The sequence below is a fragment of the Mesorhizobium sp. B2-6-2 genome (assembly GCF_006440615.1).
Taxonomy (GTDB): Bacteria; Pseudomonadota; Alphaproteobacteria; order Rhizobiales; family Rhizobiaceae; genus Mesorhizobium.
In genome coordinates, this window is record NZ_VFUG01000001.1 from 652,517 (window position 1) to 677,339 (window position 24,823).

The following is a 24,823-nucleotide window of genomic DNA, read 5'->3' on the forward strand; positions in this document are numbered from 1 at the left end:
GCGGCGAAATCCCCGCACCTCACCATCCAACACCACCCTCATCAAAGCGTGAATGTGGTGCGGCAAAGCCGCGCTTGAACGAAATGGAAATCGGCTCGATAGAATGACGCGCCGACACGCGCCGGAAACATCCGGCCTGTTAAAATGGTCTAAAAACCCGCCAGGAGCCCGCCAGTGGATCAGTCAGCCTTCGACAAGCAGGTCACCGCTCTGCGTGAGCAGCGCGCGGCGGCCAAGGGCACAATGCGCGAGGCCTTCGCCGCCGATCCCAAGCGCTTCGAGACATTCTCCGCCACCGATGGCGACCTTCTGCTCGACTGGTCAAAATGCGCCGTCGACGCAAACACGATGACGATGCTGGAAAAGCTCGCCGCCGCCGCCGACCTCACGGGGCGCCGCGCCGCCATGTTCGAGGGCAAGAAGATCAACATCACCGAGAACCGCGCCGTGCTGCACACCGCGCTGCGCAACCTGACCGGCAAGAGCGTGATCGTCGACGGCCAGGACACCAAGGCCGATGTGATCGCCGTGCTCGACGCCATGGGCGCCTTCGCCGACGCCGTCCGCTCCGGCAAGGCGGCCGGCGCCACCGGCAAGAAGATCACCGACATCGTCAATATCGGCATCGGCGGCTCGGACCTCGGCCCGGCGATGGTGACGCTGGCGCTCGCGCCCTATCATGACGGACCGCGCGCGCATTATGTCTCCAATGTCGACGGCGCTCATATTCATGACACTCTGAAGGGCCTGTCTGCCGAGACGACCCTGTTCGTCATTGCCTCCAAGACTTTCACTACGGTCGAGACGATGACCAATGCGCAGACGGCGCGCGACTGGGTGCAGAAGGCGCTTGGCAAGGAAGCGGTCGGCAAGCATTTCGCCGCCGTCTCGACCGCGCTCGACCTGGTCGCGAAGTTCGGCATCGAGCAGGACCGCGTCTTCGGCTTCTGGGACTGGGTCGGCGGCCGCTATTCGGTCTGGAGCGCCATCGGCCTGCCGGTGATGATTTCCGTCGGCCCGCGCAACTTCCGCGCCTTCCTCGACGGCGCGCATGAGATGGACGAGCATTTCCGCTCAGCGCCGATGCAGAAGAACCTTCCGGTGCTGTTGGGGCTGATCGGCTGGTGGCATCGCGTCGTCTGCAAATATCCGGCCCGCGCCGTCATTCCTTACGACCAGCGCCTGTCGCGCCTGCCGGCCTATCTGCAGCAGCTCGATATGGAATCGAACGGCAAGAGCGTCACACTGGACGGCACGGCAGTCGCCACGCCGACCGGCCCGCTGGTCTGGGGCGAGCCCGGCACCAACGGCCAGCATGCCTTCTTTCAGCTCCTGCATCAGGGCACCGACTTCATTCCCGTCGAGTTCCTCGCCGCCGCCGTCGGTCACGAGCCCGAATTGAAACACCAGCACGATCTCTTGCTCGCCAACTGCCTGGCGCAGTCGGAGGCCTTCATGAAGGGGCGCACGCTGGAAGAGGCGCGCGCGCAGATGCTGGCCAAGGGCATGAATCCGGCCGACGTCGACCGGATCGCGCCGCACCGCGTCTTCTCGGGCAATCGCCCCTCGCTGACCATTCTCTACAGAAAGCTCGACCCGCGCACGCTCGGCCGGCTCATCGCGCTTTACGAGCACCGCGTCTTCGTCGAAGGCACGCTGTTCAACATCAATTCCTTCGACCAATGGGGCGTCGAGCTCGGCAAGGAACTGGCGACGGGCCTGCTGCCTGTCGTGGAAGGCAAGGAGACTGCCGCAAAACGCGACGCCTCGACTGCCGGGCTGGTGGGACATATCCACCAATTGCGCGGCGCGGAGTAAACCGGATTGGCGGATATCAAGGGAATATTGTTCGACAAGGACGGCACGCTTGTCGACTTCAACGCAACCTGGCTCGGCGTCGCCGACTTCATGGCGATGGATGCCGCCGAGGGCGATCGCTGGAAAGCGGATCGGTTGCTAGCCGCCGCCGGCTTCGACTTCGTCACAAAGCGCTTCAAGCCGGATTCGATCTTCGCCTCCGGCTCGAACATGGATGTCGTCGAGCTCTGGTTTCCGCGCCTGTCCGAGGAAGACCAGATGCACGCCGTTTCCCGCTTCAACGAGATCACTTCGGCGCAAGGTTCGGCCATGGCGGTCGCGCTGCCGGGCGTCGTCGATTCGTTGCGGGCCTTGCACAAACGATCCTATCGCATGGGTGTCGCCACCAACGATTCGACCAGCGGCGCCGAAAAGACGCTGGCCACGCTCGGTATCGCGCAGCTCTTCGATGCCGCCTTCGGCTATGACGCCGTTGCCAACTCCAAGCCGGCGCCCGACACGGTTGTCGCTTTCTGCGACCTGACCGGGTTGAAGCCGGGCGAGATCGCCACGGTCGGCGACAACCGCCATGATCTCGAAATGGCGCGCGCCGGCGGCTGCGGCCTGGCGGTGGGCGTCTTGTCTGGAACAGGCACTCGAGACTCGCTGGCGCCGATGGCAGACGTCGTTCTGGACTCGGTCGCCGACCTGCCGGATTTTCTGGCTGCGCGGGTGAAGGAGACGATCTGACGGGCCAAGGCCTAGGGTTAAACTTAAGTTGACTCGGACTTTCCTGCCAAGCGTCCAGATGGGATGGTTTAGCGGTCGGTCGTTCGTGCAGCCAAGGCATCCATGCGGACCAAGTTAAAATTGGTTTGCGGCCCATTTTCCAAGAGAAGCCATGAGCGAACGCCTTCGCAATATCTTCAGATTAAGAAGCCCAGCGGATAGCGAGCGCGCAAAGTTTCTCTCAAGGGCCTTTGGCATCTTTTCCGAGCAAATCGTTTCGATATGGAGTGGCGACGAGCGTTCGCCTTACGAAAACCTAGGCCGACCGACGATCAAGACAGCTGAAGGCGACCGCGGGTACACACTGGACTTCGCCCTTAGAGAACGTGCCAGCGGCAGGGTCTATGTGAGTGAAATGAAGTGCGAGATTGAGTTTCAGAACTTTAAATTCTTTGTTCTCGAACGTGCTTCCCAGCTAGAGCACCACAAGAAGCCTGCGTTTGAAGCATTCCTGGGAGCCGCACGTCCAACGGTTCACCAGACGACTTTTTTGAAAGGAAAGAGCATCGATACTGACGGCGCAATCCTCATTTGGGGTGCTGTTGCACCCGAAGGGCGAGACGAAGCTATCAAGACAAAAGGCTTCCACGATGTGTTATCAGTCGAGCAGATTTGCGCGGATTTGGCTTCGTGGAAATGTGTGCGGTACGCGGAACTAATTGGGCGGCGCCAGAAGTGGTGCAATGAGCTTTTCGCGGGCTTACTGGAAGCTGCGCCAGTTGATGCTCCGAGTTCAGATTAAGAAGCCGCATGACTGCCCTCGTGAGACCGAAGGCGAAACCCAGTTATCAGGGTGATTGAGTTTCGATCCTGGCGTTAGCGATCTTCCGGCTCGAAGCGAAAAACGCCGCTCGGCTTGGCCGCGGCGCCTTTAGCGTCGCCGAAATCCGGAACTTGGTACTCGGTAAGCAGCCGCAGCCGCGACAGCGGCAGATTGGTGCGGCCGGGATCGCCGACCAGCACATCGATGCCGGAGGCGAGGCAGCGGTCGAGGAACGGCATCATCCGCTGCCCGACGTCCTGCGCGTAAAAGACATCGCCGGCGAGCACCAGGTCGACCGCCGGCGGCGGGCCCGCGGTAATGTCCGTGCCGACAATTTCGATGGCGACGCCATTGGCTTGCGCGTTGAGGCGGAGCGCCACGACGCCGTTGCGGTCGATCTCCGCTGCGATCGCTGCGCGCGCGCCAGCTTTTACCGCGGCGATGCCGACCAGCCCCGAGCCGGCGCCGAGGTCGAGCACGCGTTTGCCGGCTACGATCGACGGACGGTCGAGGACATAGCGCGCCAGCACGGTGCCGCCGGCCCAGGCATAGGCCCAATAAGGCGGCTGTGGGTCAGGCCGGCTTCCGTCGCTCTCGTCTTCCGGTTCGAGCAGCCGCCGCAGGCCGCTGCCGGGATGCGCCTGATAGAGCCGGACCTCCGGCACCGACGGTACCGGCGCCAGCCGCATGTTCGCCTTGATGAAATCCGCCGGATCGAGCCGCTTGCCTCGCTCCCGTGCCTTGCCGGCGGAATAATCGCTCAAACCTGGTCCCGCAGCGCCCGCCGCAGGATCTTGCCGACTGGCGTCTTCGGCAGTTCGGTGCGGAATTCGATATGTCGCGGCCGCTTGTAGCCGGTCAGGTTCTCGCGGCAATAGGCCATCAACGTCTCGACGGTGAGCGCCGGATCCTTCTTGACTACGAACAATTTAGGCACTTCGCCGGAATGCTCGTCCGGCACGCCGATGGCCGCCACTTCCAGCACGCCAGGGTGATGCGCCACCACCTCTTCCAGTTCGTTGGGATAAACGTTGAAGCCGGAAACCAGGATCATGTCCTTCTTGCGGTCGACGATCTTGGTGTAGCCGCGCTCGTCCATGAAGCCCATGTCGCCGGATTTGAAGAAGCCGTCCTCGGTCATCGCCTTGGCGGTCTCGTCGGGCCGGTTCCAGTAGCCGGCCATCACCTGCGGGCCGCGGATGCAGATCTCGCCCACTTCGCCGAGCGGCACGTTGTTGCCGTCGTCGTCGCGGATGGCGATCTCGGTCGAAGGCAGCGGCAGGCCGATCGTGCCGGTGAAATCGGCCGAGCTGAACTTGTTGGCGGTCGCCACCGGCGAGGTTTCGGAGAGCCCGTAGCCTTCGCTCACCGGACAGCCGGTCAGCGCCTTCCAGCGTTCGGCGACGCCCCTCTGCACCGCCATGCCGCCGCCCAGCGTCAGGATCAGCGGCTTGAAGTCGAGCTTGCGGAACTCCTCATTGTTGAGCAGTGCGTTGAACAGCGTGTTGAGGCCGGGAAAGATGTGCATCGGGTATTTCGCCAGTTCCTTGACGAAGCCCGGAATGTCGCGCGGGTTGGGGATCAGCACATTCTGCGCGCCCTGCTGCATGCCCATCAGCGCGTTCACCGTCAGCGCGAAGATGTGATAGAGCGGCAGCGCGCAGATGAAATTGAGATGCGCCGGCTTCGGCTTGACCGTATAGGCGTCCTCCACCCACAGCGAATTCTGCGCGACGTTCGAAAGCACGTTGCGATGCAAAAGCACCGCGCCCTTCGAGACGCCGGTGGTGCCACCCGTATATTGCAGGAAGGCGATGTCGTCGCCGGAGATCGTCGGCGGCTTGAAGGCGATGCTCGCGCCGGTCTTGAGCACCGCGTTGAACTTCACATGGCCGGGCAGCGACCATGCCGGAACCATCTTTTTCACCCGCCGCACCACCAGGTTGACGATGGCGCCCTTGAGGCCGCCCAGCATGTCGCCCATGGCGGCGACGATGACGTGCTTCACCGGCGTCCTGGCGATCACCGCCTGCAGCGTGCCGGCGAAGTTCTCGAGGATGACGATCGCCTGCGCGCCGGAATCCTTCAGCTGGTGTTCCAGCTCGCGCGGCGTGTAGAGCGGGTTGACGTTCACCACCGTATAGCCGGCGCGCAGTATGCCCATCATGGCCACCGGATATTGCAGCACGTTCGGCATCATCAGCGCCACGCGCGCGCCCTTCTCCAGGCCTCTCGCCTGCAGATAGGCGCCGAACGCGGCCGACAGCCGTTCGACCTCGGCATAGGTGATCGACTTGCCCATGCATACGAAAGCCGGACGCCCGGCGAATTGCTTGCAGGCGCCGACAAGGAAGTCGCCGATGGACTTGTAGGGCAGGGCGCCGATCTCGGCCGGCATGTTCTTCGGATAGCTTTTCAGCCACGGCTTTTCCGGCAGGCCGACGGTGAGCTCGGTGATCGCCTTCGGCAGGCCCTTCGAGACAGGCTTCGCGTTGCCCGTTGCTGGCGCCGTCTTCGCGGCGGGCGCGGCGGCGGGCGACTTTGCGGCCGCTTTTCCGGCTTTTGCCGCTGCGGGCTTGGCAGCGGCCGGCTTAGGGGCTGACTTTGCGGGCTTTGCGGTCGTCTTCGCCTTCGGTGCGGCTGCGGCCTTGGCAGTTTTGGGCGCATCGCTTGCGGCGGCGCCCTTGGCCTTTGCGTTCACCGGGGCTGTCGTCTTGGCTGCTTTTGCCACCTGTCTCTCCCTGTCGCCTTCAATCTCGGCGCCCGCTTCCAGGGAAGCGTCCTCCACGCCGTCGCGGATTTTCCGGGAAATCCCGCCCACAGTCTATGTATTGCCTCTATCGGCGACGGTGCAAGCCTTGCCCAAACGGCAGGGCGGGGAAAGATTTGCCGTCGAAATCCGATGATCCGGACACCTTCCGCAGCATGTCCGGCGGCGGGCAGATCTCCGGCAGTCGGGTCCTTTCAGCTCATTTTAACAGGTGAGCGATCAATAAAAAAATGCCGTCGTTAATAATGTCGTGAGCAGAAAAAACTACTCATTTTTTCTGCGGTTTGAGCAAAAGCTAGATTCTTTTCCTGCTTCCCATGGGGTACGCAAACGAGGTGTTCCAAAGGCGAAGAAACGGTGCTTATATGCGCCCTTCGCGAGCCTGATAGAGGGGCTTGAGAGAACATCAGGGAGTGGTCAATGAAAAAGACAATGACTTTTGCAGCCGCGTTGCTGGCTGCAAGCGTCCTCAGCGGCATGGCCAGTGCTAAGACGCTCGTTTATTGCTCGGAAGCGTCGCCGGCCAATTTCGATCCGGGTACGACGACCGGCGGCAACGACTTCGACGCGTCTTCGCGCACCGTCTATTCCCGACTGGTCGAATTCAAGCATGGTGGCACCGAGATCGAGCCCGGCCTAGCTGACAAGTGGGAAATTTCCGACGATGGCCTGGTCTATACTTTCCATCTGCATCCGGGTGTGAAGTTCCAGACCACCGACTATTTCAAGCCGACGCGCGACCTCAACGCCGACGACGTCGTCTTCTCCTTCGATCGCCAGTTCAACAAGGAGAATCCGTGGAACGGCGACAAGTATCTGCCGAACCTCACCTGGGACTATTACACCGGCATGGACATGCCGAAATACGTCGCCAAGTGGGAGAAGGTCGATGACCTCACCGTCAAGCTGACGCTGACCGAGCCGAACGCGCCGATGCTGGCCAATCTCGGCATGGATTTCGCCTCGATCGTGTCGAAAGAATATGCCGACCAGCTCCAGAAGGACGGCAAGATGGCCGACTTCTCGACCAAGCCGGTCGGCACCGGTCCGTTCCAGTTCGTCGACTACCAGTTGGATTCGGTCATCCGCTACGCGGCCAATCCCGACTACTTCAAGGGCAAGGAAAAGATCGACGATCTCGTCTTCGCCATCACGCCTGATGCGACCGCCCGCATCCAGAAGGTGCTCGCCGGCGAATGCGACGTCGCGCCCTATCCGAACCCGGCCGACATCGCCACCATCAAGGCCAACAAGGACGTGACCCTGATGGATCAGGCCGGCCTGAACATCGGCTATATGAGCTACAACACCACCATCCCGCCGCTCGACAAGCCGGAAGTGCGCCATGCGCTCAATCAGGCGATCGACCGGGAAGCCCTGATCAAGTCGCTGTTCCAGGACGCCGGCGCGACGCCCGCCGAGAACCTCATCCCGCCGACCATGTGGTCGTGGGACAAGGACGTGAAGACCGACACCTACAATCCGGAAGCGGCCAAGAAGGTTCTGGCCGATGCCGGCCTGAAGGAAATCCAGCTCTGGGCTGCCGACCGCGTTCGTCCCTACAATCCGAACTTCCAGCGCGCGGCTGAGCTGATCCAGGCCGACTGGGCCAAGGTCGGCGTCAAGGCGAACATCGTCAATTACGAGTGGACGAAGTATCGCGAGGAAGGCAAGAAGAAGGACCGTCCCGGCGCCTTCCAGATCGGCTGGACCGGCGACAATGGCGATCCGGACAATTTCTTCGCCACTCTCTTCGCCTGCTCGGCCATCGGCGTCTCGAACTACTCCAGCTGGTGCGACAAGGACTTCGAGGACCTTATCCAGAAGGCCAAGAAGACCAGCGACCAGGCCGAGCGCACCAAGCTCTATGAGCAGGCGCAGGTGATCTTCGCCAAGCAAGCGCCCGCTTTCCTGCTGGCTCACAGCCAGGTTTACGCGGTCGTTCGCAATAATGTCACCGGCTTCAAGATGGACCCGCTCGGCATTCACCGTTTCGACGGCGTTGACAAGTCCGAGTAATATTGCGAACGGGGCGGCGCAACGTCCAGCGCCGCCCCGTTCCATTTGATGATGCTCCGATACCTTCTCAACAAAATCGCCCTCCTGATTCCGACCTTGGTCGGCATCACCATCTGTGCCTTCGCCTTTGTCCGGCTGCTGCCGGGCGATCCGATCCTCGCCATGGCCGGCGAGCATGGCGTCGCCCCCGCTCGCTACGAAGAGCTCAAGCAACAGTTCGGCTACAATCTGCCGATCTGGGAGCAGTATGCGCGCTATGTGGGTGAGGTCGCCACCGGCGATTTCGGCGTTTCCATCTCGTCCAAGCGGCCGGTCCTCGAGGAATTCAAGACGCTCTTCCCGGCGACGCTGGAACTGTCCTTCTTCGCCATGATCTTCGCCATGGTGATCGGCATTCCCGCCGGCATTTTTGCCGCCGTCAAGCGCGGCTCATGGTTCGATCAGTCGCTGATGGGCACGGCCCTTGTCGGCTACTCCATGCCGATCTTCTGGTGGGGCCTGCTGCTCATCATCTTCTTCTCGGGCTATCTCGGATGGACGCCGGTCTCGGGCCGCATCGGCTTGCAGTTCTTTTTCAAGCCGATCACCGGCTTCATGACCGTCGACAGCCTCCTCTATGGCAAGTGGGACGCATTCCGCTCCGCGCTCAGCCATCTCGTCCTGCCGGCGATCGTGCTCGGCACCATTCCGCTGGCGGTGATCGCGCGCCAGACGCGCTCGGCCATGCTGGAGGTGCTGGGCGAGGACTATGTCCGCACCGCGCGCGCCAAGGGCCTTTCGGCGGCGCGCGTCATCGGCGTGCATGCCCTTCGCAACGCGCTTATCCCGGTCGTCACCACCATCGGCCTGCAGGTCGGCACGCTGCTCGCCGGCGCCATCCTCACCGAGACCATCTTCGCTTGGCCCGGCATCGGCAAGTGGATGGTCGATTCCATCTTCAAGCGCGACTATGTCGTGGTGCAGTCGGGTCTGCTTTTGATCGCGCTCATCGTCATGGCGGTGAACCTCATCGTCGATGTGCTCTATGCCGTCATCAACCCACGCATCAGGGCGGCATAAATGACCCAGACCGAAATCGCCCCGATGGCCGCCGGCAGTCCGGATCGGCTCACAGGCCTCAAGACCTTCTGGCACTATTTCTCCGTCAACCGCGGCGCCGTCATCGGCCTGTTCGTCTTCCTCCTTTTGGTGCTCGCCGCGCTGTTCGCGCCGCTGCTCGCGCCCTATGCGCCCGACGTCCAGGACAAGACCGCGTTTCTGCGGCCTCCCGCCTGGCAGGCCGGCGGCTCGGCGCAATATCTGCTCGGCACCGACCCGGTCGGCCGCGACATCCTCTCGCGCTTGCTCTACGGCGCGCGCTTTTCGCTGCTGATCGGCGCGGTGGTGGTCACGCTGGCGCTCACCGGCGGCATCACGCTCGGCCTGCTGGCCGGCTATTTCCGCGGCTGGGTCGACGTCGCGATCATGCGCGTCATGGACCTGATCCTGGCCTTTCCGTCGCTGCTCCTGGCGCTGGTGCTTGTCACCATCCTCGGCCCGGGCCTGTTCAACGCCATGCTGGCGATCGCATTGGTCCTGCAGCCGCATTTCGCCCGCCTGGTGCGTGCCGCCGTGATGGCCGAGAAGAGCCGCGAATATGTCGTGGCGGCCAAGGTCGCCGGCGCTGGCCATGTCAGGCTGATGCTTGCCACTATCCTGCCCAACTGCCTGGCGCCTTTGATCGTCCAGGGCACGCTGTCCTTCTCCAATGCTATCCTGGAAGCCGCCGCGCTCGGCTTCCTTGGCCTCGGCGCCCAGCCGCCGACGCCGGAGTGGGGTACCATGCTTGCCACGGCGCGCGAATTCATCCTGCGCGCCTGGTGGGTGGTGACCTTCCCGGGTCTCGCCATCCTCATCACCGTGCTTGCCATCAACCTCGTCGGCGACGGCCTGCGCGATGCCCTCGATCCCAAGCTCAGGAGGTCGTGATGGCGCTGCTCGACATCCAGAACCTCGTCGTCGAATTCCAGACCGCGTCCGGTCCGTTCCGCGCCGTCGACGGCGTCTCGCTCCATGTCGACGAACGCGAGGTACTCGCCATCGTCGGCGAATCCGGCTCCGGCAAGTCGGTGTCGATGCTGGCCGTGATGGGCCTGCTGCCATGGACGGCGACCGTCACCGCCGACCGCATGGCCTTCAACGGCCGCGACCTGTTGAAGATCGACCCGGCCGACCGCCGCAAGATCATCGGCAAGGACATTGCCATGATCTTCCAGGAGCCGGTCGCCAGCCTCAATCCCTGCTTCACCGTCGGCTTCCAGATCGAGGAAGTGCTGCGCTTCCACATGGGCATGGACAAGGCGCAGCGGCGGGCGCGCGCCATCGAGCTTTTCAAGCAGGTCGGCATTCCGGAACCGGAGGAGCGGCTGAATTCCTTCCCGCACCAGATGTCGGGCGGCCAGTGCCAGCGCGTCATGATCGCCATGGCGATCGCCTGCAATCCGAAGCTGTTGATCGCCGACGAGCCGACCACAGCGCTCGACGTCACCATCCAGAAGCAGATCCTCGACCTGCTGGTCTCGCTGCAGGCCAAATACGGCATGGGCCTGATCATGATCACCCACAATATGGGCGTGGTGGCCGAAACCGCCGACCGCGTCATCGTCCAATACAAGGGCCGCAAGATGGAGGAGGCCGACGTGCTGTCGCTCTTTGAATCGCCGAAGAGCAACTATACGCGCGCGCTGCTCTCGGCGCTGCCGGAGAACGCCGTCGGCGACCGGCTGCCGACCGTCTCCGACATGCTGTTCGAGCCCGCGCCTTCGGGAGCCGGCGCATGACCAAGGTCGTCGAAGGCAAGGACATCAAGCGCGACTATCATGTCGGCGGCGGCCTGTTCCGCGGCGCGCGCACCGTCCATGCGGTGAAGGGCGTGTCCTTCAGCGTCGAGAAGGGCAAGACGCTTGCCATCGTCGGCGAGAGCGGCTGCGGCAAGTCCACGCTTGCCCGAATCATCACGCTGATCGATCCGGCCACCTCCGGCGAGCTCTTCATCGACGGCAACAAGGTCGACATCGCCAGGGACGGGCTCACCAAGGAGATGCGCCGCAAGGTGCAGATCGTCTTCCAGAACCCCTATGGCTCGCTCAACCCGCGCCAGAAGATCGGCGACGTGCTCGGCGAGCCGCTCCTGATCAATACCGACAGGCCGGCCGAGGAGCGCCGCGACCTGGCGATGAAGATGCTGAAGAAGGTCGGGCTGGGACCGGAGCACTATAATCGCTATCCGCATATGTTCTCGGGCGGCCAGCGCCAGCGCATCGCCATTGCCCGGGCGCTGATGCTGAACCCGAGCCTCCTGGTGCTCGACGAGCCGGTCTCGGCGCTCGACCTCTCGGTGCAGGCGCAGGTGCTCAACCTGCTTGCCGACCTGCAGGACGAATTCCAGCTGACCTATGTCTTCATCAGCCACGACCTCTCGGTGGTCCGCTATATCGCCGACGACGTGATGGTTATGTATTTCGGCGAAGCGGTCGAATACGGCCCGCGCGACGAGGTCTTTTCGGACCCCAAGCACGCCTACACCAAAACGCTGTTCGCCGCGACGCCGCGCGCCGACATCGCCTCGATCAAGGCGCGGCTGGCGAAGAAGGCTGCCGCGGCCTAGGAGGTCGTCATCCTAGGGCGGAGTGACGCGAAGCGTCGCTTATGGTCCGTGCAACGATCTTAGCCGAAGGATGGCGATCCTTCGCGCCCCCCTCTGTCCTGCCGGACATCTCACGAAGAATCAAATCACGACAGCTTCGCAATAATCGCCCGCAGCGCTTCCCCAAAACGGTGCACCTCTTCCACCGTATTGTAGTGCACCAGCGAGGCGCGGATCGCGCCGCTGTCCATCGATAAATTGAGCCGCTTCATCAGCCGCGGCGCATACATGTGGCCGTCGCGGATGCCGATCTGCATGGCCGCCATCTCCTCGACGATCCGCTGCGGCGACAGCTTGCCGACGTTGAAGCAGAAGGTCGGCACGCGTTCAGTGATGCGCGCCTCGTCGGCGACGCCGTAGATCGTGGCATTGCAATCCTTCAGCACCTTCAGCATGGCGTGCGCCAGCATCAGCTCATAGTTGCGGATGGCGTTCATGCCGGCGACGATGTTGTCGCGGCGCGAGCGGTTGTTCTCGGGCAGGAAGTTGCGGCCGATCGATTCCAGGTAGCGCACCGCCGCGTCCATGCCGGAGACGTTCTCGTAGATGAAGGTGCCGGCCTCGATCTTGTAGGGCGGCTCGTCGGGAATGAAGTCCTCGCGGAAGGTCGGCAGCCGCTTCAGCGTCTCGAAGCGGCCCCACAGGAAGCCCATATGCGGCGAGAAATTCTTGTAGCCGGAGCAGACGAGGTAGTCGCACTGCCAGGCCTGCACGTCGATCAGCCCGTGCGGGCCGTAATGCACGCAGTCGAGGAACACTTCGGCGCCGGCCGCATGCGCGATCCTGGCCACCGCGGCGACGTCGACGATCGAGCCGATCGAGTGCGCCGTCACCGTGCAGGCGACGAGGCGCGTGCGTTCCGACACCAGCGGCTTGAGGTCGTCGACGTGCAAATTGCCGTCCTCGCGCATGCGCCACCATTTGAACTTGGCGCCGGCGGATTCCAGCGCCAGCCAGGTGGCGATGTTGGCGTCATGGTCCATGTCGGTGATGACGATCTCGTCACGTCCCCCAACCGCGTCGTCGGATAGCATTTGACCGATGCCGAGGCTGACCAGGCGGATGAACGAGGTGGCGTTCATGCCGAAGCAGATTTCGGACGGACTGTAGGCATTGATCAACAGCGCCACACTCTCGCGTGCGTCGGCGACCGACTGATCGACGGTGACGCTGCGGCCATAGCGGCCGCCGCGCTGCACATTGTGTGAAACCAGGTGATTGGTCACGGCATCCAGCACGCTCTGCGGGATCTGCGCGCCGGCGGCATTGTCCAGGAAGATGAAGTCGCCGGCCTGTTGAAGCGCCGGAAACATGGCGCGGATCTTCTCGACCGGAAACGCGGCGGCGTTGGTATTGTCGGACTGATGCTTGTTCACGGGGGGTACGCTCCTGCGGGGGCTTGGACGGTTGGCGGGTTCAGCGCGTCTTCTCGGTCTGGAAGCGGCGCTCGAGCAGGCTGACGAGGCGCACCATCGGCCAGAGGAAGATGAGGTAGACAAGCGCCGCGCCGATCAGCGGCGAGGGGTTGGCATAGAGCGACTGCGCATTGGTCGCTTCCTTGAGCAGTTCCGGCAGCGCCACGGTCGAGGCGAGCGAGGTATCCTTGAACATCGAGACGCAGTTGCTGGTCATCGGCGGGATGACCACGCGGATCGCTTGCGGCAGCACGACCTTGCGCAGGGTCAGCATGAACGGCAGGCCAAGCGCCTGCGCCGCCTCGAACTGGCCGCGCGGAATGCTTTCGATGCCGGAGCGGAACACCTCGGCCGAATAGGCCGACATGATGATGGCGAAAGCCGTCACGGCGGAGGCCCAGGACGACAGGCGTATGCCGAGGAAGGGCAGCGCGTAGTAGATCAGGATCAAAACCACCAGCACCGGCAAAGCGCGAAAGATGTCGGTGTAGCCGACTGCGAGCAGTCGCAGCGGCTTCGGCGCATAGAGCCGCACGAGGCTAATCGCCAGCCCCGCCGCAATGCCGATGACGATGCTCATCACCCCAAGCAGCAGCGTGTTGAGAAAGCCGCGCAGCAGCGCCGGCAGGCTCGATGCAATAACGCCGGGATTGAAGAAGGTGTCGATCAGCGACATGCGAGCGTTCCCGAACCGTTTTGCGTCCAGAGCAATTCCACGAAAAGTGCGACCGGCTTTTCGTCCGGAATTGCGTCAAATCAAGGAGACAGACGCCAGAGCCAGGCACCGACACCGATTTGCCGCGCTGGCTTCGGCGATGGCAGGGCTCATGCGTGAAAAAACGGACGTGCCGGCCTCTCGCGCCGGCACGTCCTGTTGCGTTCGTCGCCGCTCAGGCCTTGGGCAGCGGCATTTCCTTGACCGTGGAGGAATCCGCCGGAGCATCGCTGTCGAACCACTTCTTGTGGATCGCGGCCAGCGTCCCGTCCTTCTTCATCGCGGTCAGCGCGTCGTTCAGCTTGCCGAGCAGCGGGTGGTCCTTGGTCATCATCAGGCCGTATTGCTCGCCGGTCTTGATGCGTTGCTTGACGACGAGGTCCTTCATCTTCTTGAAGGAGTATTGCATGCCGGGGATGTCGCTGACGGCGGCATCGACGCGGCCGGCGCTGAGGTCGAGCAACAGGTTCTGCTGCGTGTCGTAGCCCTTCACGTCGCTGAAGCCGTCGGCCTGCTGATGGTCCTTGACCCAGGTTTCGCCGGTGGAACCGGAAAGCACGCCGACGATCTTGCCCTTGAGGTCCGCCTCGGCGCTGATCGGGCTGTCGGCCTTGGTGGCGATGCCCATGTCGGAATCATAATAGGGCTGCGTGAAGGACTGCGACTTCAGCCGCTCCTGCGTGATGGTGATCGAGGAGATGGCGACGTCGATGCGCTTGGAGGTGGTGGCGGCGAACAGCGCCTGGAATCCGAGATCGGCGATGTCGGTGGTCATGCCGATGCGCTTGGCCGCCTCATTGACGATGTCGACCTCGAAACCCTCGAAGGTGCCGCTCTCGTTCTTGTATTCGAAAGGTGGATTGGTCGGGTAAGCGCCGACATTGAGCGCATCCGCGGCGTGAGACGTGGCAGGGCCGGCGGCGATGCCGATTGCGGCGGCCATGAGAAGCAGGTTGCGACGAGTAAAGCTCATTTCTGTTCCCTCTGTTGTTGAACGGGCGGGTTCGCCCCGCACGGCTTTTTGCCGCCCCGCTTCCGGCAGGGCGTCAATTCATTGCGGCGGTCATGCGTTGAAGCGCCGTTTCTATCTGGTTGCTGTCGCGGCACACGCACATGCGCAGGAATGCCGCCGCCGAATTTCCGAACAGGTGACCGGGCGCAAGCCCGACCCGCGCCGTCTCCAGAATGCGGGCGCAGGCGCGGCGCGCGTCGTTCTCGCCCTCCAGGGCGAAGAATGCATACATGCCGCCGCGCGGCTTGGTCGGCAGGATGGTGCCTGGGATTTGCGCCAGCCGGTCATAGGCGAGGTCGAGGCCTATCCTGATCCGCTGCCTGATTTCCTCGACCAGCGGCTCGCCCTGGCGGATGGCAGCGACGGCGCCGGCCTGGATCGGCGCGGCGGTGCCGCTGTTGACATATTGCGTCATGGCGCCGAGCTGGTCGGCAACGCCCGACGGATGGGTCAGCCAGCCGATGCGCCAGCCGGTCATGGCCCAGGCTTTCGAGAAGCTGTTGACCGACAGCACCCTGTCGCCGTCCTCGGCGATCTGCAGGATGGAAGGGGCGACGTCGCCCGCGAGATAGAGCCGGCCGTAGACCTCGTCGGAGATGATCCAGATGCCGGTGCGTCGGCTGAAGTCGAGCAGCGCCTGCATCTCCTCGCGTGTCGCGGTCCAGCCGGTCGGATTGGACGGCGTCGACAGGAAGATCGCGCGGGTGCGCGCATCGCAGCTTGCAAACAATCGATCGAGATCGAGCTGCCAGTCGCCCTTGAAGTCGAGCGAGAACGGGCGCGGCTCGCCGCCGATCAGATGGATGGCGTTGTGGATGTTGGGCCATTGCGGTGCGACATAGACGACGTTGGTGCCGGTATCGACCAGCAGTTCCAGCGCCAGATAGAGCGCCTGCATGCCGCCCGGCGTCACCGTGGTTCGCGCGATCGGGAGCGAGCGGCCGTGGATGCGCGTCTGGTACTCTGAAAGCGCCTCGTTCAACGGGCCGTGCCCGCGCATGTTGGGAACGTAGAAAGTCAGGCCTTCGTCGAAGGCGGCCTTCGCCGCGTCGCGGATGAAAGCGGGCGTCACCATGTCGCCTTCGCCGTACCAGAGCGCGATGACATCGCCGAGTTCCCGCGCGCGAACCGCAAGGTTGGCGATGTTTTCGGTGTGCAGATCGCGAATCTGGGCACGCACACCATCGAAGGCATAGCGCGCGCTGGACGATGAATGGGGCAGTATGAACGACAAGGACCGAACCCCTCTCACCCGGAACACTGCGATGGACCGGAAAAGCCCCTCCAGCCGGACAGTCGCGATCTTGATGCTATCCAAAGTACGGCGCTTTTCAAGGCGAAAGTTTTAAGCTTAAAGTTTGGCGCCCTCTTTCGCCTAGCCGGCTGCTTGCGCCAGTTCCGCGCGCGCGGCGGTGCCGTTGGTCGCGGCGCCGGCGCCGAGAAACATGGTGTCGCTGGCCAGCACGAAGAAACTCGCGCCGCTGGCTGCCCATCGGGCGACAGTCTGTGGGCTGGCGCAAAATATGCCGGCAGTCCTGCCATGTGCGATCGTCGCGCGAATGATTGTTCCGATCGCCTTGGAGAGCTTGTCCGCGCCTGCCGGGCCGACCGCGTCGATCGACACCGAAAGATCGCCAGGGCCGACGAAGACCACGTCGACGCCGTCGACCGCTGCGATCGCTTCGATGTTGGCCAGTCCCTCCGATGTCTCGACCTGGACCGCGACGATTGTTCGGTCGTTGGCGGAGGCAAGATATTCGGGAATGCGATAGCCATAGCCCGCGGCCCGGCCGGGACCGACACCGCGCTCGCCTTGCGGCGGATAGCGCGAGGCCTTCACCGCCATTGCGGCCTGCTCCGCCGTCGAGACGCGCGGCACGAGCACGCCTTGCGCGCCGCTGTCCAGCGCCGCCTGAATGGCTTCCGGCGCATGGCCGGGAACCCGGACCATCGCCGGCACGCGATGCACGTCGGCTGCTCGCACCATGGTCTCGATCATGTCGCGCGAGATCTGCGCGTGCTCCCAGTCGATGCAGAGGAAATCGAGGCCGGACAGCGCCATCACCTCGACGGCGACCGGATGGGGAATGGCGGCGAATGACCCGACGAGGTTCGTCTTGCCGATGCACTTCTGGCGGAACTCGCTCATGCCATCCCCTTCTGAGTTGCCCAATCCATACCCGCAAATGGCGGCGAGGCGAAGCTATTTCAGGCTTGAAATATTTTCACGCCGGCCTAGCGTGTGGCGTCCCGCCGCGAGTTGCCAAGATGATCAAAGCCCATCCCCTGCACGGCCCGAACAGACTGAAGCTCGGCGTCTTCTCGACCAACGCCGATGGCGGGCTTGCCATCACCGACGTGCCGGAGCGCTGGACCGCAAGCTGGCGGGATAATCTGACGGCCGCCCAGATAGCCGACCGCGCCGGGCTCGAATTCATGCTGCCGATAGCGCGCTGGCGCGGTTTCGGCGGCCGCAACAAGGTCCGCGAATTCTCCTTCGAGACCTTCACCTGGGCGGCGGCGCTCGCAGCCGTGACCGAGCAGATCGGCCTGTTCATGACGGTGCATGTGCCGCTGGTGCATCCACTCTACGCCGCCAAGGCGCTGGCGACGGTCGACCACATCAGCCAGGGCCGCGCCGGGCTCAACATCGTTTGCGGCTGGAACCCGAAGGAATTCGGCATGTTCGGCACGCCGCTGGTCGAGAAAGGCTATGACCAGGCGGCGGAATGGATTGAAATCCTCGAGCGGCTTTATGCATCGAGCGAGCCTCTCGACTATGAAGGCGCTTATTATCGGCTCAAGGAAGCGGTGAGCCGGCCGGCCAGTCTTCAGGTTCCGCGGCCGGTGACGATGAATGCCGCTTTCGGCGGCCCGGGCCGGGATTTCGCCGCCGGCAGATGCGACTATCTGTTCACGACCTTTTCCGAGATGAACGATGCCGGCAAGCATGTCGCCGACATCGGTGAGCGCGCCGACAAGGCGGGCCGCGATGTCGGCGTCTATACGGTTGCGCATGTCGTCTGCCGCCCGACGGTGGAAGAGGCGCAGGCCTACTACACGCGCTACGCCGTCACGATGGCCGATCACGAAGCCGTCGATGCCCATATGGCCGGCAAGAAGGAATTCTCCCAGTCGCATGACCCGCACGCCTATGACCGCTACCGGCAGCGCTTTGCCGGCGGCGCCGGCACTTATCCGTTGATTGGAACCCCTGAAAAGATTGCCGCCGATATGGCCGCCATCGCCGGGCATGGCTACCAGGGCATCGCGTTGTCCTTCGTCAACTACACCCAGGAACTGCCCTATTTCTGCGACCATGTTCTGCCGATTTTGAGACAGGCAGGACTGCGAGGATAAGGTCCGGTCGGTACCTGCTGGCGGGGGCTTTCGCAACTTCGTCATTCCAGGGCGGAGCAGGAGCGAAGCTCCGTCGCGGAGACCCTGGAATCCATTCCGTTGCCTCGGACGCAGGGCGCAGCGGAGCAGAACTCTGCACCGATGCGGCGCGTCGAAGTCACGGAATGGGATCCTCGGGTCTGCGCTGCGTCGCTATCGCTCCTTGCTCCGCCCGTGGATGACGAAGCGATCGTGCGCTTATTCCGGAATAACAGCCGTCGCCTGAATCTCAACCTTGGCCCGGTCCTCGACCAGCGCCACCACTTGCATCGCCGCCATAGCCGGGAAGTGTCGGCCGATCACGTCGCGATAGGCCTCGCCGATGCCTTTGAGGTTGCCGACATATTCCGCCTTGTCGGTAAAGTACCAGGTCATCGAGGTGATGTGCTGCGGCTCGCCGCCGGCTTCGGCGAGCACGGCAACGACATTGGCGAGCGTCTGGCGCACCTGGCCGACGAAGTCGTCGGTCTCGAACCGGCATTCGGCATTCCAGCCGACCTGGCCGCCGATAAAGACGAGCCGGCCATGCGCGGCCACACCATTGGCGTAGCCGATCGGTTTGGCCCAGCCTTCCGGCTGCAGGATGGTGTGCATGTCCAGTTCCCCCTGGTTCAAACTCGTTGTCACGCCCCGCCCATCACCTGCCTGGCGATGACCACTTTCTGCACGTCCGAGGCGCCCTCATAGATGCGCAGCGCCCGGATCTCGCGATAGAGGCTCTCGATGATGTGGCCCTTGCGCACGCCGTCGCCGCCATGCAGTTGCACCGCCTTGTCGATCACCTCCTGCGCCCTGTCGGTGGCGAAGAGTTTCGCCATCGCCGCCTCGCGCGTCACCCGCGCCGCGCCCATGTCCTTGGTCCAGGCGGCGCGGTAGATGAGGAGCGCAGCGGCGTCGACATCGAGCGCCATGTCGGCGAGGTGACCCTGCACCATCTGCAGCTCCGCCATCGGCGCGCCGAACAGTTTTCGCTCGGCCGCGCGTTTGATGCTTTCGTCCAGCGCGCGCCGCGCAAAGCCGAGGGCGGCCGCGCCGACCGTCGAGCGGAAGACGTCGAGCACCGACATGGCGATCCGAAAACCGTCGCCGGGCTTGCCGATCAGGCCGGAAGCCGGAACGCGCACATTGTCGAAGGACAGCCGCGCTAGAGGGTGAGGGGCGATGACCTCTAGCCGCTCGGCGACGCTGAGCCCCTTCGTCTCCGCCGGCACGACGAAAGCGGAAATCCCTTTCGCGCCGGGCGCCTCGCCGGTGCGGGCGAACACGACATAGAGATCGGCGATGCCGCCATTGGAGATCCAGGTCTTTTCGCCGCAAAGCAGATAGTTGCCGCCGTCGCGGACGGCGGTCATTTCCATGTTGGCGACGTCCGATCCTGAGCGTGGTTCGGAGAGCGCAAAGGCGGAGATCGCTTGGCCGGCCCGCGTCTTCTCCAGCCAGCGCTGCTGGTCCGGCGTGCCGAACAGCGTGATCGCGCCGGTGCCCAGGCCCTGCATGGCGAAGGCGAAATCGGCGAGCCCATCGTGGCGGGCAAGCGTCTCGCGCGTGATGCAGAGCGTGCGCACATCGAGCGGCGCGGGTTTGGCCGGGTCGAGCGCCGTCGGCTTCAGCCACCCGTCGCGGCCAAGCATCGCCACGAGCGCGCGGCAGGCGGCGTCGATACCGTGGTGGTCGACGGGGAGGTTTTTCGCGCACCAGGCGTCGAGATTTTCGGCGAGTTGGCGGTGGCGGTCTTCGAAGAAGGGCCATGAGAGGAAGGTGCGGTCAGGCATTTGCACCTCCGCAGTTCCGCGAGGCTTGCGCTCTACGGCGCCCCCCTCTGTCCTGCCGGACATCTCCCCCTCTCGGGGGGAGATTAGCAGCTCGGGCGCCGCCGCTATTCTTGCGAGGGGGGAGATTGGCGAAAGCGGACGTGAGATCTGATCTCCCCCCTTGTGGGGGAGATGTCCGGCAGGACAGAGGGGGGCGCTGTCCCGCCAGGATGCCCTTCTTAAACGGACACAACATCCTCAATTCCCCTCGAACACCGGCTTCTGCTTGGCCACGAACGCCTGATATGCCCGCTCGAAATCGCCGGTCTGCATGCATATCGCCTGCGCCTGCGCCTCGGCCTCGATTGCCTGGTCGAGGCCCATCGACCATTCCTGGTTGAGCTGCGTCTTGGTGATGCCGTGCGCGAAGGTCGGGCCGGAGACGATGCGCGCCGCCATGTCGAGCGCGTCGGCCTCGAGCACCGCGGCATCGACCAGCCGGTTGTAGAATCCCCAGCGCTCGCCCTCCCCCCCCGTCATCGTGCGGCCGGTGTAGAGCAGCTCGGCGGCGCGGCCCTGGCCGATGATGCGCGGCAGGATCGCGCAGGCGCCCATGTCGCAGCCGGCCAGCCCGACTCGGGTGAACAGGAAGGCGGTCTTTGCCTCCGGCGTGGCGATGCGGATATCTGAGGCCATGGCGATGATCGCGCCGGCGCCGACCGCGACGCCGTCGACGGCCGCGATGATCGGCTTGCCGCAGTTGAGCATCGCCTTGACGAAGTCGCCGGTCATGCGCGTGAAGGCGAGCAGCGCCTTCATGTCCATCTTGACCAGCGGCCCGATGATGTCGTGGACATCGCCGCCCGAGCAGAAATTGCCGCCATTGGGCAGGAACACCACGGCATCGATATCATCGGCATAGACGAGCTCGCGAAACGTGTCGCGCAGCTCGGCATAGCTGTCGAAGGTCAGCGGGTTCTTGCGCTCCGGCCGGTCCAGCCTGATTGTTGCGACTCGGCCTTCGACCTGCCAGAGGAAATGCTTCGGCTTGAGCTTGGCCATGGCGCTCATTCGCGTCCCTCCCAATTGCTGCGGAACGATTTCAGCATGCCGGTCAGCTGCCGCGCCTCGTCCTCGCTGACATTGCCGAGAAGCTCGCCGACCCAATTCTCATGCGCGGCGGCGATCGCGGCGAAAGATTTCGAGCCTTCCTCGGTCAGCCGCACCATGGAGGTGCGCCGGTCGCCGTTGCGGCGCGCGCGCATCACCAGCCCTTCGGAAACCAGCCGGTCGACGATGCCCGTCACATTGCCGTTCGACACCAGCAGGAAGCGCGACAGGTCGCTCATCAGCATGCCTTCCGGCGAGCGGTAGAGCGCCGCCATCACGTCGAAGCGCGGTAGCGTGGTGTCGAACTCCTTCTTCAGACGCTCGCGAAGCTCCGCCTCGATGGTGCGCGAGGCGCGCAGCAGGCGTATCCACAGCCGCAGCCTGTCCTTGCCCGGTCCGGCGGAAGTCGGTCCCGCTACCATGTCTCGCCTCCCGAGATCGAAATGGCCTGCCCGGTGATCGACCGCGCGGCGTCGCTGCACAGCCAAAGCACCGCCGCCGCAACCTCTTCTGGCTGGATGAAACGCCCTTGCGGGTTCGTCGCCGCAAGGCTCGCGCGCGCCTCGTCGGTGGAACGTCCGGTCTTCTCGACGATGCGCTGGACGGACTCCTCGAGCATCTCGGTTTCGACGAAGCCCGGACAGACGGCGTTGACGGTGACACCGGATTTGGCGGTCTCGGCAGCCAAGGCCCGCATCAGCCCGACAATGCCGTGCTTGGCCGCGACGTAAGGTGCGACATAGGCATAACCCTTGAGGCCCGCGGTCGAGGCAATGAAAACGATCCGGCCTGTCTTTCGCGCGAGCATTCCGGCGAGCGCCGGCCTCACGGTCAGGAAGGCGCCGGTGAGGTTGACGTCGAGCGTGCGCTGCCAGTCGGCCAGCGCGGTCTTGTGCGACGCCGCGCTGCCCGCCATGCCGGCATTGGCCACGACGATGTCGAAGGGTCCGCGCGCGGCTTCCGCCTTCTGGTGCACGTCCGCCATGTCGGCCTCGTTCGTGACATCGGCGGTGACGGCAAAGATGCGGTCGTTTTCCTTTGCAACCTCAGCCAGCGCCGCTTCGCGCCGCCCGCAGATGGTGACGGCCAAACCTTCTGCCGCCAGCACTTGCGCAATGGCTTTGCCGACGCCGGAACCGCCGCCGGTGACCAGTGCGTGCTTGCCGGCAATTTCGCGCACGGCGCTCATACCTTCAGCCCCACAGCCGCTTCACGCTCGGCCAGCCGGTAGATCTGGTCGCGTCCCGGCAGATAGGGATCGGGCCATTTGACGCCGCGGTCGCCGAGCGTCACCGCCGCGTGCAGCGTCCAGTAGGGATCGGCAAGATGCGGCCTGGCCAGCGCCACCAGATCGGCGCGGCCGGCCATCAGGATCGAGTTGGCGTGGTCCGGCTCGTAGATGTTGCCGACCGCCATCGTCGCCATGCCGACCTCGTTGCGGATGCGGTCGGAGAACGGTGTCTGGAACATGCGGCCATAGACCGGCTTGGCGGCGATCGAGGTCTGGCCGGCCGATACATCGCAAAGGTCGACGCCGGCTTCGTGCAGCATCTTCGCGATCTCGACCGCATCCGAAGGCGTGACGCCTTCGATGCCCACCCAGTCATTGGCCGAGATGCGCATCGAGATCGGCTTTTCGGCCGGCCACACGGCGCGCACCGCATGGAAGATTTCCAGCGGATAGCGCATGCGGTTTTCCAGTGAGCCGCCATAGTCGTCGGTGCGGCGGTTGGTCAGCGGCGTGATGAAGGCCGACAGCAGGTAGCCATGCGCGGCATGGATCTCCAGCATGTCGAAGCCGCAGCGCGCGGCCATCTCGGCCGAGGCGACGAACTGGTCGCGAACCAGATCCATGTCGGCGCGGTCCATCGCCTTCGGCACCTGGTTCTTCGGCGACCATGGCACGGCCGAAGGCGCCATCACCGGCCAGTTGCCGTCCGGCAGCGGCACGTCGTTTCCTTCCCAGCCGACCCGGGTCGAGCCCTTGGCGCCGGAATGGCCGATCTGGGCGCAGATCTTTGCTTCGGTCTCGGCATGGACGAAATCGACCAGCCGCTTCCAGGCGACCTCATGCTCCGGTCTGTAGAAGCCCGGGCATCCGGGCGTGATGCGCCCTTCCGGGCTGACGCAGGTCATCTCGATATAGAGCAGGCCAGCGCCGCCCTTGGCGCGCTCGGCATAATGCGAAAAATGCCAGTCGGTCGGGCAGCCGTCGACGGCCTTGTACTGCGCCATCGGCGAGACGACGATGCGGTTGCTGAGCGTCATGTCGCGCAGCTTGAACGGCGCGAACATCGGCGCGCGGCGTAAGCTGTTGCCGCCGGCGCCGGCCTTGCGCTGGAACCATTCTTCGGCGCCCGCCAGCCATTCGGCATCGCGCAAACGAAGGTTCTCGTGGCTGATGCGCTGCGACCGGGTGAGCAGCGAATAGTTGAATTGAACTGGATCTAAACCGAGATATCGTTCGACTTCTTCGAACCATTCCAGCGAATTGCGCGCCGCCGATTGCAGCTTCAGCACCTCGGTGCGCCGCGCATCCTCATATTTGCGGAAGGCCGCATCGAGGTCCGGCTCGGACTCGACATAGTCGGCGAGCGCCACCGCGCTCTCCAGCGCGAGCTTGGTGCCGGAGCCGATGGAGAAATGCGCTGAAGCCGCCGCGTCACCCATAAGCGCCAGGTTCTTGTACGACCAGCGCTCGCACAGCACGCGCGGGAAGTTGATCCAGGCGGACCCGCGAATGTGGTTGGCGTTGGTCATCAGCGGATGGCCGCCGAGATGCTTTGCGAAAATGCGTTCGCAGACCGCGATCGATTCCTGCTGCGTCATCTGGCCGAACCCGAACGCAGCCCAGGTCGCTTCGCTGCATTCGACGATGAAGGTCGCGGTCTCGCTGTCGAACTGATAGGCATGCGCCCACACCCAGCCATGCTCGGTCTTCTCGAAGATGAAGGTGAAGGCGTCGTCGAATTTCTGCGTGGTGCCCAGCCACACGAACTTGCATTTGCGGGTGTCGACGTCGGGCTTGAAGACGTCAGTGAAGGCCGCGCGTGACTTCGAGTTCAACCCGTCGGCGGCGACCACCAGGTCATGCGTTTCCATAAAGGGTTTCGGGTCGGAGATATCGGTCTCGAACATCATCTTGATGCCGAGCTCGCGGGCGCGCCGCTGCAGGAGGATCAGGAGCCGCTTGCGGCCGATGCCGCAAAAGCCATGGCCGGAAGAAACCGTGCGCACGCCGTCGTGAATGACGGCAATGTCGTCCCAATAGGCGAAATGCTTCTTGATCCAGACGGCGCTGACCGGGTCGTTCCTGGTCAGGTTCTCCAGCGTCTCCGCCGACAAGACCACGCCCCATCCGAACGTGTCGTCGGCGCGGTTGCGCTCATAGACCGTCACCTCATGCGCGGCATCGCGCAGCTTGAGCGAGATGGCAAAATAGAGGCCGGCTGGTCCGCCGCCGAGAACCGCAACCTTCATGTCTTGCGATCTCCTCTAGAGCAATTCCAGGAAAAATGCGTAACGGTTTTCCATCCGGAATTGCATGAAACGCTCTAAGGCATCGGGAACGCCGGCAGGCCGGCGACCCAACTGTCAG

At 63.8% G+C, this 24,823-nt stretch carries 22 protein-coding genes; 9 read left to right on the forward strand and 13 right to left on the reverse strand.

The window, feature by feature from the left end:
* The first annotated feature begins 174 nt into the window (after nucleotides 1–174).
* The 3 genes from pgi (at nucleotide 175) to FJ419_RS03255 (ending at nucleotide 3,328) form a co-directional block, all read left to right on the forward strand.
* On the forward strand, nucleotides 175–1,818 hold the full coding sequence (pgi, locus tag FJ419_RS03245) for a glucose-6-phosphate isomerase (RefSeq protein WP_140687482.1): 1,644 nt from the start codon (nucleotides 175–177) through the stop codon (nucleotides 1,816–1,818).
* A 6-nt stretch (nucleotides 1,819–1,824) separates the two neighbouring features.
* The gene (locus tag FJ419_RS03250) at nucleotides 1,825–2,547 is read left to right on the forward strand and encodes an HAD family hydrolase (RefSeq protein ID WP_140687484.1); all 723 of its coding nucleotides are present in this window, start codon (nucleotides 1,825–1,827) and stop codon (nucleotides 2,545–2,547) included.
* A 151-nt stretch (nucleotides 2,548–2,698) separates the two neighbouring features.
* The gene (locus tag FJ419_RS03255; protein ID WP_140687487.1) at nucleotides 2,699–3,328 is read left to right on the forward strand and encodes a hypothetical protein; all 630 of its coding nucleotides are present in this window, start codon (nucleotides 2,699–2,701) and stop codon (nucleotides 3,326–3,328) included.
* Nucleotides 3,329–3,402: 74 nt separating this feature from the next.
* Here the strand turns inward: FJ419_RS03255 and FJ419_RS03260 are convergent, their stop codons facing one another.
* Both FJ419_RS03260 and FJ419_RS03265 read right to left on the reverse strand, forming a co-directional pair.
* Nucleotides 3,403–4,113, reverse strand: coding sequence for a methyltransferase (locus FJ419_RS03260; protein WP_246679111.1), 711 nt, complete (start codon nucleotides 4,111–4,113; stop codon nucleotides 3,403–3,405).
* The gene (locus FJ419_RS03265) at nucleotides 4,110–6,080 is read right to left on the reverse strand and encodes a long-chain fatty acid--CoA ligase (protein WP_140687490.1); all 1,971 of its coding nucleotides are present in this window, start codon (nucleotides 6,078–6,080) and stop codon (nucleotides 4,110–4,112) included. Before FJ419_RS03265 ends, FJ419_RS03260 begins: the two co-directional genes overlap by 4 nt.
* Before the next feature lie 459 nt (nucleotides 6,081–6,539).
* On the opposite strand from FJ419_RS03265, the gene FJ419_RS03270 reads away from it, so the two are divergent.
* Genes FJ419_RS03270 through FJ419_RS03290 form a run of 5 tightly spaced genes read left to right on the forward strand, consistent with a single transcriptional unit; the run spans nucleotide 6,540 to nucleotide 11,784 of the window.
* On the forward strand, nucleotides 6,540–8,138 hold the full coding sequence (locus FJ419_RS03270) for an ABC transporter substrate-binding protein (RefSeq protein WP_140629213.1): 1,599 nt from the start codon (nucleotides 6,540–6,542) through the stop codon (nucleotides 8,136–8,138).
* A gap of 51 nt (nucleotides 8,139–8,189) precedes the next feature.
* A complete protein-coding gene (locus FJ419_RS03275; protein ID WP_140629740.1) occupies nucleotides 8,190–9,197 on the forward strand; it encodes an ABC transporter permease subunit in 1,008 nt (335 codons plus the stop codon).
* Between the two features lie 24 nt (nucleotides 9,198–9,221).
* On the forward strand, nucleotides 9,222–10,106 hold the full coding sequence (locus tag FJ419_RS03280) for an ABC transporter permease subunit (protein ID WP_246679125.1): 885 nt from the start codon (nucleotides 9,222–9,224) through the stop codon (nucleotides 10,104–10,106).
* Nucleotides 10,106–10,957, forward strand: a complete 852-nt coding sequence (locus FJ419_RS03285; RefSeq protein ID WP_140543108.1) for an ABC transporter ATP-binding protein — start codon at nucleotides 10,106–10,108, stop codon at nucleotides 10,955–10,957. The genes FJ419_RS03280 and FJ419_RS03285 overlap by 1 nt, the downstream gene beginning before the upstream one ends.
* Complete coding sequence (locus FJ419_RS03290) at nucleotides 10,954–11,784, forward strand: dipeptide ABC transporter ATP-binding protein (protein WP_140687494.1); 831 nt, start codon at nucleotides 10,954–10,956, stop codon at nucleotides 11,782–11,784. The genes FJ419_RS03285 and FJ419_RS03290 overlap by 4 nt, the downstream gene beginning before the upstream one ends.
* A 125-nt stretch (nucleotides 11,785–11,909) precedes the next feature.
* On the opposite strand, the gene FJ419_RS03295 is transcribed toward FJ419_RS03290, so the two are convergent.
* From FJ419_RS03295 to FJ419_RS03315, 5 genes are all read right to left on the reverse strand, one after another.
* On the reverse strand, nucleotides 11,910–13,199 hold the full coding sequence (locus tag FJ419_RS03295; RefSeq protein WP_140687496.1) for a cysteine desulfurase-like protein: 1,290 nt from the start codon (nucleotides 13,197–13,199) through the stop codon (nucleotides 11,910–11,912).
* Nucleotides 13,200–13,239: 40 nt separating this feature from the next.
* Nucleotides 13,240–13,914 (reverse strand): amino acid ABC transporter permease, encoded by a 675-nt coding sequence (locus FJ419_RS03300; RefSeq protein WP_140629246.1) that lies wholly within the window; start codon nucleotides 13,912–13,914, stop codon nucleotides 13,240–13,242.
* Nucleotides 13,915–14,128: 214 nt separating this feature from the next.
* Nucleotides 14,129–14,926, reverse strand: a complete 798-nt coding sequence (locus FJ419_RS03305; protein ID WP_140687498.1) for an ABC transporter substrate-binding protein — start codon at nucleotides 14,924–14,926, stop codon at nucleotides 14,129–14,131.
* Nucleotides 14,927–14,999: 73 nt separating this feature from the next.
* On the reverse strand, nucleotides 15,000–16,199 hold the full coding sequence (locus tag FJ419_RS03310) for a pyridoxal phosphate-dependent aminotransferase (protein ID WP_140687500.1): 1,200 nt from the start codon (nucleotides 16,197–16,199) through the stop codon (nucleotides 15,000–15,002).
* A gap of 141 nt (nucleotides 16,200–16,340) precedes the next feature.
* Nucleotides 16,341–17,114, reverse strand: coding sequence for an HpcH/HpaI aldolase/citrate lyase family protein (locus FJ419_RS03315; protein WP_140687502.1), 774 nt, complete (start codon nucleotides 17,112–17,114; stop codon nucleotides 16,341–16,343).
* Nucleotides 17,115–17,233: 119 nt separating this feature from the next.
* Between FJ419_RS03315 and FJ419_RS03320 the strand changes: the two genes are divergently transcribed.
* The gene (locus FJ419_RS03320) at nucleotides 17,234–18,325 is read left to right on the forward strand and encodes an LLM class flavin-dependent oxidoreductase (protein WP_140687504.1); all 1,092 of its coding nucleotides are present in this window, start codon (nucleotides 17,234–17,236) and stop codon (nucleotides 18,323–18,325) included.
* A gap of 237 nt (nucleotides 18,326–18,562) precedes the next feature.
* On the opposite strand, the gene FJ419_RS03325 is transcribed toward FJ419_RS03320, so the two are convergent.
* The 6 genes from FJ419_RS03325 to FJ419_RS03355 form a co-directional block, all read right to left on the reverse strand.
* Nucleotides 18,563–18,958 (reverse strand): RidA family protein, encoded by a 396-nt coding sequence (locus FJ419_RS03325; protein WP_140687507.1) that lies wholly within the window; start codon nucleotides 18,956–18,958, stop codon nucleotides 18,563–18,565.
* A 29-nt stretch (nucleotides 18,959–18,987) separates the two neighbouring features.
* The gene (locus FJ419_RS03330) at nucleotides 18,988–20,136 is read right to left on the reverse strand and encodes an acyl-CoA dehydrogenase family protein (RefSeq protein ID WP_140687509.1); all 1,149 of its coding nucleotides are present in this window, start codon (nucleotides 20,134–20,136) and stop codon (nucleotides 18,988–18,990) included.
* A gap of 237 nt (nucleotides 20,137–20,373) precedes the next feature.
* Nucleotides 20,374–21,186 carry an enoyl-CoA hydratase family protein gene (locus FJ419_RS03340; protein WP_140687511.1) on the reverse strand — a complete coding sequence of 271 codons (813 nt, stop codon included), beginning with the start codon at nucleotides 21,184–21,186 and terminating at the stop codon, nucleotides 20,374–20,376.
* Nucleotides 21,183–21,647 (reverse strand): MarR family transcriptional regulator, encoded by a 465-nt coding sequence (locus tag FJ419_RS03345; RefSeq protein WP_140629264.1) that lies wholly within the window; start codon nucleotides 21,645–21,647, stop codon nucleotides 21,183–21,185. The genes FJ419_RS03340 and FJ419_RS03345 overlap by 4 nt, the downstream gene beginning before the upstream one ends.
* The gene (locus FJ419_RS03350; RefSeq protein ID WP_140687514.1) at nucleotides 21,641–22,414 is read right to left on the reverse strand and encodes an SDR family NAD(P)-dependent oxidoreductase; all 774 of its coding nucleotides are present in this window, start codon (nucleotides 22,412–22,414) and stop codon (nucleotides 21,641–21,643) included. The genes FJ419_RS03345 and FJ419_RS03350 overlap by 7 nt, the downstream gene beginning before the upstream one ends.
* Complete coding sequence (locus FJ419_RS03355; RefSeq protein ID WP_140687516.1) at nucleotides 22,411–24,705, reverse strand: bifunctional salicylyl-CoA 5-hydroxylase/oxidoreductase; 2,295 nt, start codon at nucleotides 24,703–24,705, stop codon at nucleotides 22,411–22,413. The genes FJ419_RS03350 and FJ419_RS03355 overlap by 4 nt, the downstream gene beginning before the upstream one ends.
* Between the last annotated feature and the right edge of the window lie 118 nt (nucleotides 24,706–24,823).